This window comes from Pararhodobacter marinus, assembly GCF_003122215.1.
In the GTDB taxonomy this organism is placed as follows: domain Bacteria; phylum Pseudomonadota; class Alphaproteobacteria; order Rhodobacterales; family Rhodobacteraceae; genus Pararhodobacter; species Pararhodobacter marinus.
Genome location: NZ_QEYD01000008.1, coordinates 57,399 through 71,683, shown reverse-complemented (window position 1 = coordinate 71,683; position 14,285 = coordinate 57,399). Strand labels below are relative to the sequence as shown.

The 14,285-nt window shown below is 67.1% G+C and carries 14 protein-coding genes; 9 read left to right on the top strand and 5 right to left on the bottom strand.

Annotated features, from left to right (window positions below; genetic code table 11):
* Positions 1-43 precede the first annotated feature (43 nt).
* Complete coding sequence (locus C4N9_RS13810; protein ID WP_210404040.1) at positions 44-934, bottom strand: MBL fold metallo-hydrolase; 891 nt, start codon at positions 932-934, stop codon at positions 44-46.
* A gap of 75 nt (positions 935-1,009) precedes the next feature.
* Complete coding sequence (locus C4N9_RS13805) at positions 1,010-2,875, bottom strand: phospholipase D-like domain-containing protein (protein ID WP_109533926.1); 1,866 nt, start codon at positions 2,873-2,875, stop codon at positions 1,010-1,012.
* 131 nt (positions 2,876-3,006) lie between these two features.
* Here C4N9_RS13805 and C4N9_RS13800 point away from each other — a divergent pair, with 131 nt between their 5' ends.
* Genes C4N9_RS13800 through C4N9_RS13780 form a run of 5 tightly spaced genes read left to right on the top strand, consistent with a single transcriptional unit; the run spans position 3,007 to position 6,513 of the window.
* Positions 3,007-3,717, top strand: coding sequence for a CoA transferase subunit A (locus tag C4N9_RS13800; RefSeq protein WP_109533925.1), 711 nt, complete (start codon positions 3,007-3,009; stop codon positions 3,715-3,717).
* A complete protein-coding gene (locus C4N9_RS13795) occupies positions 3,714-4,766 on the top strand; it encodes a GSCFA domain-containing protein (RefSeq protein ID WP_109533924.1) in 1,053 nt (350 codons plus the stop codon). Before C4N9_RS13800 ends, C4N9_RS13795 begins: the two co-directional genes overlap by 4 nt.
* On the top strand, positions 4,763-5,599 hold the full coding sequence (locus tag C4N9_RS13790; protein WP_109533923.1) for a hypothetical protein: 837 nt from the start codon (positions 4,763-4,765) through the stop codon (positions 5,597-5,599). The genes C4N9_RS13795 and C4N9_RS13790 overlap by 4 nt, the downstream gene beginning before the upstream one ends.
* A 4-nt stretch (positions 5,600-5,603) precedes the next feature.
* On the top strand, positions 5,604-6,230 hold the full coding sequence (locus C4N9_RS13785) for a CoA transferase subunit B (protein WP_109533922.1): 627 nt from the start codon (positions 5,604-5,606) through the stop codon (positions 6,228-6,230).
* A 46-nt stretch (positions 6,231-6,276) separates the two neighbouring features.
* Positions 6,277-6,513, top strand: coding sequence for a GNAT family N-acetyltransferase (locus tag C4N9_RS13780; RefSeq protein ID WP_109534070.1), 237 nt, complete (start codon positions 6,277-6,279; stop codon positions 6,511-6,513).
* Positions 6,514-6,735: 222 nt separating this feature from the next.
* Here the strand turns inward: C4N9_RS13780 and ilvD are convergent, their stop codons facing one another.
* The gene (gene ilvD / locus C4N9_RS13775) at positions 6,736-8,577 is read right to left on the bottom strand and encodes a dihydroxy-acid dehydratase (protein WP_109533921.1); all 1,842 of its coding nucleotides are present in this window, start codon (positions 8,575-8,577) and stop codon (positions 6,736-6,738) included.
* A gap of 244 nt (positions 8,578-8,821) precedes the next feature.
* On the opposite strand from ilvD, the gene tpiA reads away from it, so the two are divergent.
* The gene (tpiA, locus tag C4N9_RS13770; protein ID WP_210404045.1) at positions 8,822-9,547 is read left to right on the top strand and encodes a triose-phosphate isomerase; all 726 of its coding nucleotides are present in this window, start codon (positions 8,822-8,824) and stop codon (positions 9,545-9,547) included.
* 129 nt (positions 9,548-9,676) lie between these two features.
* On the opposite strand, the gene C4N9_RS13765 is transcribed toward tpiA, so the two are convergent.
* On the bottom strand, positions 9,677-10,852 hold the full coding sequence (locus C4N9_RS13765) for a M20 aminoacylase family protein (protein ID WP_109533919.1): 1,176 nt from the start codon (positions 10,850-10,852) through the stop codon (positions 9,677-9,679).
* Between the two features lie 66 nt (positions 10,853-10,918).
* Here C4N9_RS13765 and mazG point away from each other — a divergent pair, with 66 nt between their 5' ends.
* Both mazG and mnmH read left to right on the top strand, forming a co-directional pair.
* The gene (gene mazG / locus C4N9_RS13760; protein ID WP_109533918.1) at positions 10,919-11,731 is read left to right on the top strand and encodes a nucleoside triphosphate pyrophosphohydrolase; all 813 of its coding nucleotides are present in this window, start codon (positions 10,919-10,921) and stop codon (positions 11,729-11,731) included.
* 39 nt (positions 11,732-11,770) lie between these two features.
* Positions 11,771-12,841 (top strand): tRNA 2-selenouridine(34) synthase MnmH, encoded by a 1,071-nt coding sequence (gene mnmH, locus C4N9_RS13755; protein WP_109533917.1) that lies wholly within the window; start codon positions 11,771-11,773, stop codon positions 12,839-12,841.
* A 67-nt stretch (positions 12,842-12,908) separates the two neighbouring features.
* Here mnmH and hemC read toward each other — a convergent pair whose 3' ends face one another.
* Positions 12,909-13,868, bottom strand: coding sequence for a hydroxymethylbilane synthase (gene hemC / locus C4N9_RS13750; protein WP_109533916.1), 960 nt, complete (start codon positions 13,866-13,868; stop codon positions 12,909-12,911).
* A 126-nt stretch (positions 13,869-13,994) separates the two neighbouring features.
* Here hemC and C4N9_RS21935 point away from each other — a divergent pair, with 126 nt between their 5' ends.
* Positions 13,995-14,141, top strand: coding sequence for a hypothetical protein (locus C4N9_RS21935; protein WP_168192233.1), 147 nt, complete (start codon positions 13,995-13,997; stop codon positions 14,139-14,141).
* Positions 14,142-14,285 lie beyond the last annotated feature (144 nt).

The window sequence follows — 14,285 nt, the reverse complement described above, 5'->3', positions numbered from 1 at the left end:
CCGCCGCGCGCCCGCAGACCCCGCAGACATTGTCGGGCGCGCGTCAGCCTTTCGGCGTGAAACGATTGAGCGGCACGCGCAGCACCGCGCGGCCCTGCGCGTCAGCTTCGGGCAGGCGCCCGCCCCTCAGGTTCACCTGAAGCGCGTGCAGCATCCGGTCCGGCAGGCCCAGCGTCGCGTCGCGGGCCTCGCGGGTCTCGATGAATTCCGACTTCGTGATGCCGTCCTTCACATGCTTGTTTGTCGCGCGGTGTTCGGCCACCGCCGCCATGCAGGCGGGGGCCTCGCCGTAATCGTGGCCGATGAAAACCCGTGTTTCGACGGACAGGTCGAGGATCGTACGGATCGTGTGCCAGAGTTCCTCGGTCGAGCCGCCCGGGAAATCGGCGCGCGCCGAGCCGCTTTCGGGCATCATCAGCGTGTCATGGGCAAAGACCGCGTCCCCCACCAGATAGCTGACCGAAGCCAGCGTATGCCCGGTCGACAGGATCACCCGCACCTGAAGCTCGCCAAGGGCGATGCTGTCGCCATCGTCGAACAGGCGGTCCCAGTAATCGGGGCGGTTCTGAAGGTCGTCCTGCGCGTAAAGGTCGGCCCAGATGCGCTGCACCTCCAGCACGCGCTGCCCGATCCCCTGCCGGGCGCCCAGCTTTTGCGCCAGATAATGCGCGGCGGAAAAGTGATCGGCATGGGGATGGGTATCAAGCACCCAGGCCACCTCGAGCCCCTTCTCGGCGACATAAGACAGGATCTCGTCAGCGCAGGCGGTCCATGTCGCCCCGGCGGCGGGGTCGAAATTCAGGACCGGGTCGATGATCGCCGCTTGCCCGGTCGCCGGGTCCGACGCCACGTATTGCCACGAGCCGGTCGCCTTGTCGTAGAAGGCTCCGACATCGGGGCTGTTCTGGCTGCGGGTTGCGGGAAAGTGCTGCATGACGACTCCTGAGATTTGTGGCACGTCTTGCATTCTGAAACGCGAATGTTTGGCGATGGTTCCGGGCCGACCAGATCAGAATCCGCGCTCGACGAAGCCGAACGTCGCGAAGAATCGCATCCAGCGGGACAGGTCCTGACCGCTCGTGACGCGCTCGCCGCCGTCGAGATAGCTCTGGATCAGGGCATCGGCCTGCGCCGCGATCCCGCGATCAAGGATCACCACCCCGTTTTCCAGATCGTGCAGGAAACTGCGCTGGTTCAGGTTGACCGACCCCGCGACGACCAGACGGTCGTCGATGACGATCAGCTTCGAATGCAAGAGCCGGGGCATCGGGTCGTAATCCACGAACCGGACCCAGTCCGCGTAGCGATTGGCGAAGCGGCGGTTCAGTCCCGAGACCATGAAATCCGTGACCTCGCGCACCCGGACGGTGGCCACGACATCGACCGTGACCCCGCGCTCGCGGGCGCGCGTCAGCGCTGCGGCGATCAGCGGCGGCAGGTTGAGATAGGGCGAGGAAATCCGGATCCGCCGTTCTGCCGCGTCCAGAAGGCCCGCGTAATACCGCTCAAGCGCGGCGCCGTCGGTATAGGGCACCGAGATGAAGTGCCGCATCGTCCCCTCGGGCACCGCGCCCGCGCCGCCCGAGGCGATCCCCGGCCGCAGGGTCTGGCGTTCGTGATCGCGAAGCCACAGCGCCCCCATATGCTGCACGATGGCCCTGACCTGGGCATCGCCGAAAAAGGCCAGTTCGACATCCTGATAGGCGGTGAACCCGCCGGTCAGGCGCATCTGCGACGGGTCGTATTGATGCAGGAACGGAAAGCGCGACAAGTCGCGCGGCGCTTCGAAGAAATAGCCTTCGTGCATGTTGCGCCCGCCGACGATGGCGACCGAGCGCCCGGGCTCGCGCGCAAGGGTCGCGAACAGCTTCACATGCGTCACCCGGTGCAGGCGGGCGAACTGGCCCTCGAAGCCGCGGGCATCCTCGGGGGGCGTGCGGTAAAGCTGCAGCTGCACATTGGGATAACGCGCTGAAAGCCCTTCGAACAGCGCGCGGTCGGCATCGGCCAGCATCACGTCGGACACGAGGATCCGCACGATCGTGCCCCGCGCCGCGTGCCAGGCCAGCATCCGCGCGGTCAGGTAGCCCACGAAATCCGCGTTCATGTTCAGATAGTTGACATAGATCAGGTCCAGCTCCGGCGCGCGGGAATAATCCAGCGGCAGATCCGGATCGCCGGTTTCCAGCGCAGCGCGCGACACCCGGCTGCCGGTCAGCGCCTCGATCCGCGCGTTGAGCGCCTCGGTCCCGTCCGCCAGAAACGCGGTCCGTCCGGCCGGCATCGGACAGGTCGTGCTCAGCGCCCCGGACGCCATCATCGCTTGCGCCAACCGGTCGCCGTCGCGCTCGCCTTCGCAGCTGGAAAAGCCCGCATCCAGCGCGGCGACGGCCGGAACGGCCCGCGCGGCCGCGTCAAGCTGCAAGGACCACGGCCGGCCTCCGCCCGGCGTAACGACCAGCGCGCAGCCCCCGGTCCCGGGCCGGATATCCAGGAAGCTGCCACGCCGCTCGCCCGGCGCGATCCGCAGGGCCAAGGGCACGCCCGCCGGCACCCAGGCCGGATTGTCGACCCCGGTATCGGGCTGACGCACCCGGGCCGGGCCGGTACAGGTGGCGCGGATCCCGTAGGCACCGCGCCCACGGGCAAGGAAGGTGAAGGAAACCTGCCGCACGCCCTGCATGTCGAACGTGGTGTGCCCCTGCCCCGCCGCCGGCCCCTCTTCGGTGAGAACCAGGTAGCGCAGCGTCTGCGCACCCTCTGCGGGCGGCGGGACCAGCGGCACCTGCGCAGGCGCCGGGCCGCGCTGCACCGCCGCGCATCCGGCCAGCATCGCCAGACAACACAGCAACACTCGGCGCAGCCCCTTTACCATACCGTCACAATACTGCGCGCAATCCGTGCCGCAAGCCCGTCTCACGAAGCCATGACCGTTCGGCGCGCGCTGCAATTGACTTCGCCGCACTGCCGCGTCACAAACGAGACGCGCCTAGCGAGGGGGAAAGTATGCAGAAGATTTACGGTTCGGCAGCCGAGGCCCTGGACGGGCTCGTTTTCGACGGAATGACCATCGCGGCCGGCGGTTTCGGCCTGTGCGGCATTCCGGAACTGCTGATCGACGCGCTGGTCGAAAGCGGCGTCAAGGACCTGACGATTGCCTCGAACAATTGCGGCGTCGACGGCTTCGGTCTGGGCAAGCTTCTGGACACCAAGCAGATCAAGAAGATGATCTCGTCCTATGTCGGCGAGAACGCGGAATTCATGCGCCAGTACCTGTCCGGCGAGCTTGAGCTTGAATTCAACCCGCAGGGCACGCTGGCCGAGCGGATGCGCGCCGCCGGCGCCGGCATCCCGGGGTTCTACACCAAGACCGGCGTCGGCACGCAGATCGCCGAGGGCAAGGAACACAAGGATTTCAACGGGGAAACCTATATCCTTGAAACCGGCCTGTTCATGGACTTGTCGATCGTCAAGGCGTGGAAAGCCGACGAAACCGGGAACCTCGTGTTCCGCAAGACCGCACGCAACTTCAACCCGCCGGCGGCGACCTGCGGCAAGGTCTGCATCGTCGAGGTCGAGGAAATCGTGCCCAATGGTTCGCTCGATCCCGATCATATCCACCTGCCCGGGATCTACGTGAACCGCATCATCCAGGGCGAGCACGAGAAGCGCATCGAGAAGGTGACGACCCGCCCGCGCGAGACCGCCGCGGAATGAACTCGCCCTATTCCGGCCTTCCCAAACGCGCCTATTGGCGCAGCGGCGTCGCCGAACGCGCGCCGCTTGATCCCGGCGATCTGTATCAGCCGCGGTTCGAGGTCGGGATGTCGACGCGCGTGGCCACGGCCGGCAGCTGTTTCGCGCAGCATGTCGGTCGCGCACTGCGCGGCGCCGGGCTGGATGTGATCGATGCCGAACCCCTGCCCGACGCGGTCCCCGACAGCGTGGCCACGGGTTTCGGCTACCGACTGTATTCGGCGCGCTACGGCAATATCTACACGGCCCGCCAGCTCTTGCAGCTCGTCCGCGAGGCTGAAGGCCAAGTCACCCCCGCCGATCCCGTCTGGACAAGAGACGGACGCTATTACGACGCGCAGCGCCCTTCGGTTGAACCCGGCGGGCTGGACAGTGCCGAGTCGGTCCAGGCGCATCGTGCCGGCCATCTGGCGGCGATCCGCAGCATCCTGCGGCAGGCGGACCTGTTCGTTTTCACCTTCGGGCTGACCGAATGCTGGATGCATCGCGACAGCGGCACCGTGTTCCCGACCGCGCCGGGCACCCTCGCCGGCACCTACGATCCCGAGCATTACGTCTTCAAGAATTTCGACGCGATCGAGGTGCTCGAGGATTTCGAAGCGTTCCGCAGTCTCGCCAAGACCATCAATCCCGGTCTGCGGTTCCTTGTCACCGTCTCTCCCGTGCCGCTGACTGCCACGGCAAGCGGCCAGCATGTCGAGGTCGCGACCAGCTATTCCAAATCCGTTCTGCGCGCGGTGACCGGGATGCTGTACGCCCGGCACGAGGATATCGACTACTTCCCCTCCTACGAGGTGATTACCGCGCTCAATACGCGCGGCGCCTATTACGACGCGAACCAGCGCAACGTGAACGCCCGGGGCGTCGCCACCGCGATGCAGATGTTTCTGGGCGCGCATCGGCTCGACACCACCGGGCGCGGTGGTGCCGTGCAGGCCCGCAACGGCAACTTCGGCAAGGCCGCCGACATCGTCTGCGAGGACGCCTTGCTAGAGGCTTTCGCGCAATGACGCGGCTCGTGATCCTGGGCAACTCCCATCTCGGCGCCCTGCGCGCCGCGCTGCGCGACGAGCCCGCCCTGGCGCAGGGAACCGAGATCGCGTTCTTCGGCGGCATTGCCCCGGTCTTCAAGGCGATGACGCTCGGCCCCGATCTGCGTTTCGGTCTGTTCGGCCCTCACGGCGTGGCAGAGGCCAATGTCGAACAGACGAAGAAACTGTTCGGCGGCACATCCATCGATCTGAACAAGGCCGATACGGTGGCGATTGCCGGAATAGCCTGGCATGTCTGGCCGCTGATCGACCTGCTCGACCGCTACGCGGTCGATGGGCTGACCGCCACGGAAGAGGCGGGCGACAATGCTCTGCGGCTCTCGCGCCCGGCCTTCGACGCGGTGCTTGCCGCGCTGGCCGAGGCGAGCCTCGCGCCCTTCGGATGGACCCGGTCGCTGGGAAAGCCCGTGCGGCTTCTTCTGCGCCCGGTGCCGCCCGAAACCCTGATTACCGAGGGCAAGCCCGGCACGCGGCCCGAGCGCGCGACGCGACGAGGCTTCGCGCAGGCGCTGTCTCTGCTTGAGCACAGCCTGACCGAGACCGGGGCGCGGCTCGGCCTCGGCGTGGTGGTCCAACCCGCGCAGACGCGCGCAGCCAGCGGCTGGACGCTGGCCGAGTATCAGCGCGGGGCGGTCCGCCTGGCGCCGGGGGCCCGGGCGGCACCGGCGCAAAAGGACAACGAGCACATGAACACCGCCTATGGCGCGGCGTGCCTGACCGATTTACTGACCCGGATCACCGCCGAGACACACCCGTCCGGCCCCGATCTTGCACCTATTCAAGGAGGATGACGACATGGCCTGGGATCGCAACCAGATGGCCGCCCGCGCGGCGCTCGAACTCGAAGACGGCATGTATGTGAACCTCGGGATCGGCATCCCGACGCTCGTCGCCAATTATGTCGGCGACAAGGACATCACGCTGCAATCGGAAAACGGCATGCTGGGCATGGGCCCCTTCCCCTACGAGGGCGAGGAAGACCCCGACCTGATCAATGCCGGCAAGCAGACCATCACCGAACTGCCCCGCACCGCCTATTTCGACAGCGCGACGTCCTTCGCGATGATCCGCGGCGGCAAGATTGCGGCGGCTATCCTGGGCGCGATGGAAGTGGCCGAGAACGGCGACCTGGCGAACTGGATGATCCCCGGCAAGCTGGTCAAAGGCATGGGCGGCGCGATGGACCTGGTGGCGGGCGTGAAGCGCGTGATCGTGGTCATGGATCACACCAACAAGCACGGTGAATCGAAGGTGCTGAAGGCCTGCACGCTGCCGCTGACCGGCACCGGCGTCGTCGACCGCATCATCACCAATCTGGGCGTGCTCGACGTGGTCGAGGGCGGGCTGAAGATCGTCGAATGCGCCGAGGGCGTGACCGAGGACGAACTCCGCGCAGCGACCGAGGCGACGATTGTCAACTGATCAGCCCATCGAGCGCGAGATCAGCGGCTCGAAGGGTCGCTACGTGATGCGGCGGGACGGCGACGAGGCGGAACTCACCTTCTCGATCGTCTCGCTCACGCTGATCATCGCCGATCACACCGGCGTGCCCGACAGCTTCCGCGGCACCGGCGCCGGCAAGGCGCTGGTCGAGCGGCTGGTGGCGGATGCCCGGGCCGAGGGGGTGAAGATCGTCCCGCTCTGTCCCTTCGTGAACGCCCTGCGCGCGCGGCACCCCGAATGGGCGGACGTGTTCCAGGTCTGACACCGCGCCATGCCGGCCCGGCCCGCGCCAGCCCTGCGGCGGCGCGCGGCGGAAGCGTTGATTGAGTATTTTCAGCAGAATGAAAGGGCGCGCGCGCAGCACGGCGCCGCATCTTTATTCGGGCATCTCTGTTCCGGAAATATCCTCGGGGGTGAATCTGCCGTCAGGCAAAGAGGGGGCAGACAGCCCCCTCCCCCATCCGACAGGCGTGGCGCCCTTGGCTTATTCCTCGCCCGGCAGGATCCGCACGCCGCCCTTGTCCGCCGACGAAGCGAACATCGCATAGGCCTTGAGCGCGGTCGAAACGGCGCGCTTGCGGGGCGCTGCGGGTTTCCACGGCAGCGGGCCCTTTTCCTCGCGCCGGGCGGCCAGCGTGGCATCGTCCACCATCAGGTTGATCGAGCGGTTGGGGATGTCGATCTCGATCCGGTCGCCGGTCTCGACCAGCCCGATCAGCCCGCCTTCCGCCGCTTCGGGCGAGGCATGGCCGATCGACAGCCCCGACGTGCCGCCCGAGAAACGGCCATCCGTCAGCAGCGCGCAGGCCTTGCCCAAGCCTTTCGATTTCAGGTAGCTGGTCGGGTAGAGCATTTCCTGCATCCCCGGCCCGCCCTGCGGTCCCTCGAAGCGGATGACCACGACCTCGCCTTCCTTGACCTTGCCGGTCAGGATGCCGCTGACGGCGTCGTCCTGGCTTTCATAAACGCGCGCGGTGCCGGTGAATTTCAGGATCGATTCATCGACGCCCGCGGTTTTCACGATGCAGCCGTTGAGCGCGATGTTTCCGAACAGGACCGCCAGACCGCCATCCTTGGAAAAGGCATGCTCGACATTGCGGATGACGCCCGCGTCGCGGTCGTCGTCCAGCGCCTTGTAGCGGTTCTCGGTCGAGAAGGCCTGCGTGGTGCGCACGCCCCCGGGGGCCGCGCGGTAGAATTCGTCGACCTTCGGGTCATTCGCGGTCTTGATGTCCCAGGTCGACAGCGCCTCGGCCATCGATCCCGAATGCACCGTGCGCACCGTGTCATGCAGCAGCCCGCCGCGATTCATCTCGCCCAGGATGCCCATGATCCCGCCCGCGCGGTGGACGTCTTCCATATGCACGTTCTGAGTGTTGGGCGCGACCTTGCACAGGCAGGGGACCTTGCGGCTCAGCCGGTCGATATCCTGCATGGTGAAATCGACGCCGCCCTCATGGGCGATGGCCAGAAGGTGCAGCACGGTGTTGGTCGAGCCGCCCATGGCGATATCGAGCGACATGGCGTTCTCGAAGGCCTCGAAGGTTGCCACCTCGCGCGGCAGGTAGCCGGGTTCGTCGCGTTCGTAATGCGCCTTGGTGATCTCGACGATGCGGCGCCCGGCGCGCAGGAAGATCTCCTTGCGGTCGGCATGGGTGGCCAGCATCGAGCCGTTGCCCGGCAGCGCGAGGCCCAGCGCCTCGGCCAGGCAGTTCATCGAGTTCGCGGTGAACATGCCCGAGCACGAGCCGCAGGTCGGGCAGGCATTCTGTTCGAATTCCTCGACCTGTTCGTCGGAATAATGGTCGTCGGCGGCGACGATCATCGCGTCGATGAGGTCGACCTTGCGCACGAGGTCGCCCACCTGCACCTTGCCCGCTTCCATCGGCCCGCCCGAGACGAAGATCGTCGGGATGTTGAGCCGCATCGAGGCCATCATCATGCCCGGCGTGATCTTGTCGCAGTTCGAGATGCAGACCATCGCGTCGGCGCAATGGGCGTTGACCATGTATTCGACCGAATCCGCGATCAGTTCGCGCGAGGGCAGCGAGTAGAGCATCCCGTCATGGCCCATCGCGATCCCGTCATCGACGGCGATGGTGTTGAATTCCTTGGCGACGCCGCCCGCCGCTTCGATTTCACGCGCGACCATCTGGCCCAGATCCTTGAGATGGACATGGCCGGGCACGAACTGGGTGAAGCTGTTGACGACGGCGATGATCGGCTTGCCGAAATCGCTGTCGGTCATCCCCGTGGCACGCCAGAGACCCCGGGCCCCGGCCATGTTGCGGCCATGGGTGGAACGGCGGGAGCGGTAATGCGGCATGGTTGCGTCCTCGTGGCTGTCTGGGCGCTCAATAGCGCAGATCGGGCGGGCGGGACAAGAAACTTGACCCCGTTGGCCCAGAAATCGTGCCTCTGCGGGCAAGGATCAAGGGAGGGCCCGTCGATTGCAGACAGGCGTATGGGACGAGGCGCGTGCGACGTGACGAACACGGGGGCGGGATGCGGGCTTGGCCCCGGCGGCGGCATCGGGTTTACTTGCGCCAAACAGGGAGACCTATATGAGCATCCGCAAACTCGCCGCCGGGAACTGGAAGATGAACGGGCTGACCGCCCAGCTGACCGAGGCCATGGCACTGGCCGCGGCCCATCCGCAGCCCGATCTGGATATCCTGATCTGCCCGCCCGCGACGCTGCTGGCGCCGATGGCGACGGCCATGACCGGCACCTCGGTCGCGGTCGGCGGGCAGGATTGCCACGCCGCCGAGAAGGGCGCGCATACCGGCGACATTTCCGCCGCGATGCTCAGCGATGCAGGCGCGTCCCACGTGATCCTGGGGCATTCCGAACGCCGCGCCGATCACGGTGAAAGCTCGGCCGACGTGGCCGCGAAGACGCAGGCCGCCTGGGCCGCCGGGTTGATTGCCGTGGTCTGCCTGGGTGAAACCGAGACGCAGCGCGATGCGGGCGAGACGCTTTCGGTGATCGGCGCGCAACTGGCAGAATCGCTGCCCGAGGGCGCGACGGCCGAGAATACCGTGATCGCCTATGAACCGGTCTGGGCCATCGGCACCGGCCGCACCCCGACCGAGGAGCAGATCGCCGAGGTCCACGCCTTCCTGCGCAAGAACGCACCCGATGCGGGGATCCGGCTGCTTTACGGCGGGTCGGTCAATCCCAAGAACGCGGCAACGATCTTCGCCATCGCCGATGTCGACGGCGCGCTGGTGGGCGGCGCGTCGCTGAAGGCCGAGGATTTCGGCGCCATCGTCACCGCGCTGCAGAACGCCTGAGCGGCGCGCCGGGTTGCAGCGGGGCGAGGGGGCTGTCTGCCCCCTCTTTGCCTGCGGCAAATTCACCCCCGAGGATATTTCCGGAACAAAGACGGGCACATCGCGTCGGATTGTCCGGCGTTTTCGCCGCTAGGCAGCCTTGTCGCTCTCTGCGACACGGGGCTGCGCGCGTTCCACCAGGCGGGCGAAATAGCTGGCGCCGATCGGCGCGATCGCATCGTTGAAATCGTAGCGCGGGTGATGAAGCCCGGCGCCGTCGCCCTGTCCGAGGAACAGATAGGCGCCGGGTCGGGCTTCGAGCATGTAGGCGAAGTCCTCGGCGCCCATCGTCGGCTCGCATTCCCCCGCGCCGCTGCCGATCTCGGCCGCCACGCCCAGCGCGAAGTCGAAATCCCCGGCATGGTTGACGGTGGCCGGATAGCCGCGCTCGAACGTGATCTCGGCCCGCACCCCCATTGCCGCGGCGATGCCCGAGAGCATCTCGTGGCAGCGCGTCTCGACCATGGTCTGAACCGCCTTGTCATAGGTGCGAATGGTGGCGCAGAACCAGCCGGTCTCGGGGATGATGTTGTCGGCGGTGCCGGTATGGATCTGCGTGACCGAGATCACCAGCGCATCGGTGCCCTTGCGGTTGCGCGAGACGATGGTCTGCAGACCGTTCACCATCTGCACGATGGCCGCGACCGGGTCGGCGCATTCCTCGGGATGGGCGCCGTGGCCACCCTGGCCCGTCACCGTTACCCAGAGCGTATCGACCGCCGCCATGATCGGGCCGGGCGCGCCTTCGAACCGGCCTTCGGGCACGCCCGGCGCGTTGTGCAGGGCGAAGACGCGGGTGATGCCGAAGCGCTCCATGATCCCCTCTTTGACCATCACCTCGGCGCCGCCGCCCCATTCCTCGGCCGGCTGGAAGATGAGCGCGACGCGGCCCGAGAAGTTGCGCGTCTCGGCCAGGTAGCGCGCGGCGCCCAGAAGCATGGTCGTGTGCCCGTCATGGCCGCAGGCATGCATCTTGCCCGCGACTTCCGAGGCATGCGGCAGCCCGGTTTCCTCGGTGATCGGCAGCGCGTCGATATCGGCGCGCAGGCCGATGGTCGGGCCCGCGCCCTGCCCCTCGATGATCGCCACGATCCCCGATTGCGCGATGCCTTCGTGGATCTCGGTGATGCCGAAGTCGCGCAGTCGCGCGGCGATGAAGGCCGCCGTCCGGTGGCATTCGAAGCGGGTTTCGGGATGCTGGTGCAGGTGGCGGCGCCAGGCCGTCATCTCGGGGGCGTAATCGGCGATGCGGTTTAGGGCGGGCATGGTGGACTCCGGCGCGGGGCTTTGGGATAGAGGGCGCAAGCTTCCTCCAGACAGCGGGTGCGTGCAATGGCCGACGATCCCCTTATCAACGATCCCGAGGGCGGCCTGCCCCGGCTGGCACGGATCATGGCGCGGCTGCGCGACCGCGAGACCGGCTGCCCGTGGGATATCGAGCAGGATTTCGACTCCATCGCGCCCTACACGATCGAAGAAGCCTACGAGGTCGCCGATGCCATTGCACGCCGGGACTGGGACGGGCTGAAGGGCGAGTTGGGCGACCTGATGTTCCAGTCGGTGTATCATGCGCAGATGGCCGAAGAGGCCGGGCTGTTCACGCTGGACGACGTCTTGCGCGGTATCGCCGACAAGATGGTCGCGCGCCATCCGCATGTCTTCGGCGACGCCGTGATCGACAGCGCCGAGGCGCAGACCGATGCCTGGGAAACCCTGAAGGCCCGGGAACGCGCGGCGCGGGCGCAGGGCGGGGTTCTGGACGATGTTCCGGTGGGTCATGCCGGGCTGACGCGCGCGGTGAAGCTGCAAAAGCGGGCCGCGCGGGTGGGGTTCGATTGGCCGGAGATTGGCCAGGTCGTCGCCAAGATCGCCGAGGAAGCGCAGGAACTGACCGAGGCCGCGCCCGAGGACCGGTTCGAGGAATATGGCGACCTGCTCTTCGTGATGGCCAATCTGGCGCGGCATCTCGATATCGACCCCGAGGCGGCGCTCAGGGCCGCGAATGACAAGTTCACCCGCCGTTTCCGGTCCATCGAGGCCGCGCTGGCGGCGCAGGGACGCAGCCCTGCCGACAGCGATCTGGCCGAGATGGACGCCCTGTGGGACGCGGCCAAGGCAGCGGAGAAGGCGGCGCGCCAAGGTTAGGGACTTCCGGCGCGGGCGGGCGCGCAGTAAGCCTGTGGGATGCAACGTCTCACGCTCCGTTCCGTCGCCGATATCCTGTCGCTTCCCTATGACGAGGTGATCGACACCCGCTCGCCCGGCGAATACGCCGAGGATCATGTGCCGGGCGCGGTCAACCTGCCCTCGCTGGACAATGACGAGCGCGCGCGGGTCGGCACCGTCTATGTGCAGGACAGCCGTTTCAAGGCGCGGCGCATGGGGGCCGCGCTGGTGGCGAAAAACGCGGCGCGGCATCTGGAGACCTATCTGGCCGACAAACCCGCCGGATATCGCCCGCTGGTCTATTGCTGGCGCGGCGGGATGCGCTCGAACGCGATTGCGCTGATCTACGGGCAGATCGGCTGGCGGGTGGGCGTGCTCGAGGGCGGCTGGCGGAGCTGGCGGCGGCTGGTGCAGCAGGCGCTTTACGACGCTCCGTTTCCCGCGCCGGTGGTGGTGCTCGACGGCAATACCGGGACCGCCAAGACGGCGCTGCTGCAGCGTATCCGGGCGATGGGCGGGCAGGTTCTGGACCTCGAGGGCCTGGCGCGGCACCGGGGCAGCCTGTTCGGGCTGACCGTCGGGGAAAGCCAGCCCGCGCAGAAAGGGTTCGAGAGCGCGCTCGCGGTCGAGATGGCAAAACTCGACCCCGCCCGCCCGGTGCTGGTGGAAGCGGAATCGAACCGGATCGGCGAGATCCGCGTGCCCCCGGCCTTGTGGTCCTCGATGCAGGCGGCCCCCCGGATCGAGATCGCCGCACCGCTTGAGGCGCGCGCGGAATGGCTCACGCACGCCTATGCCGATGTGACGGCGGATCCCGCGGAACTGGCCGCGCGCATCGCCGCGCTGCAACCCTACCAGTCGCGCGAGACGATCGAGGCCTGGCAGAAACTGGCCGGAGAACGGGATTTCCTGCGCCTCGCCGCGGCGCTGATGCAGGGGCATTACGATCCGCGCTATGCCCGGACCCGGCTGCGCCAGGGCAAGCCGGCCTTGCGCGTCTATGCTTCGGACAGCCTGGACGACGCGGCGCAGGACACGCTCGCGCAACGGATCGCAGCGGATCTGGAAGGGTATTTTTCCAACCGGTGATGCGCGATCAGCCGCGTCGAGAGGCCGACAAAGGGGACAAATCCGATATCGGGTAAATGTCTGACCGTCAGTCGCGCCAGTCGAAGAAACCGCGCGGCGTGCGCTCGAGCAGGCGGCGCGCGATCTCGGTGCCCAGATCGGCAGCGTCAAAAATCGACGCCCGGCCCTCGTCGCTCAGCGATTCCGAGCCGTCCGGGCGCAGTACCTCGCCGCGCAGCCAGATCTCGTCACCTTCCAGCACGGCAAGCCCGGCAATCGGCGTCTCGCACGAGCCGTCCAACGTGGCAAGAAAGGCGCGCTCGGCGGCCAGACGGTGGCCGGTATCGGCGTCGTGGATCGCGCGCAGCATCGCCTCGGCGCGGGGATCGTCCAGGCGCCGCTCGATGCCGATGGCGCCCTGCGCGATGGCGGGCAGCATCTCGTCCACGCCGATGGGGGAACGCGCGACCCTGGCCATGCCCAGCCGGTTGAGCCCCGCCATGGCCAGAAAGGTGCAATCCGCCACGCCCTCGGACAGCTTGCGCAGCCGGGTCTGCACATTGCCGCGGAACTCGACGACGGTCAGGTCCGGGCGCCGGTGCAGAAGCTGCGCCCGACGGCGCAGCGACGACGTGCCCACCACCTGCCCCGGTTCAAGATCGGCAAGGCGCGCGACGCCCGGCGAGACGAACGCATCACGCACATCCTCGCGCGGCAGGTAGCAGTCCAGGACCAGCCCCTCGGGCTGTTCGACCGGCATGTCCTTCATCGAGTGGACCGCCAGGTCGATACGTCCGTCGCCCAGTTGTTCCTCGATCTCGCGGGTGAACAGGCCCTTGTTGCCGATCTCCTTGAGCGGGCGGTCGGCCTCGATCATCGAGCGGTCGTCGCCGGTGGTCTTGATCACCACGATCTCGAACGCGGCTTCGGGCAGGTCGAAGGCCGCCATCAGCCGGTCGCGCGTCTCATGCGCCTGCGCAAGCGCCAGCGGCGAGCCGCGTGTGCCGATCTTGAGGGTCTGGTCGGGGGTCGGAAGGGTCACGCTCATGGCCCCTGCTTAGCCGCGCGGCGGCGCGCGCGCAATCACCCAGACCGGCGCCCGGGCCGCGACCTTTTGTTTGAACCCTGCATCCGGCCCGCGCGACTCACCACCATTGACCGAGGGAGATTTTCCATGCCGACCCGTTTCAAAGCCACGCGATTCTGGGCCGTCGTCACGGCTTTCGCCCTGACTGCCGCCACGATCAGCGCGGGAAGCGCCGCGATTGGTGACGATGGCCTAACAATCGCGCCGATCCCCGTGCATTCCAGCGCGATCTGAGCCTACTATACGCCCACGCCGCTTTCTTGCCGTATTCCGCGTTCATTGCGCACTGAACTTGTAGAAGGAAACGGTGCTATGAAAGATGTCTCAGGCCTGCTTGAACGAACGGCCCAGTCGCAGGGAGCGCAACCGCGTTGTCCC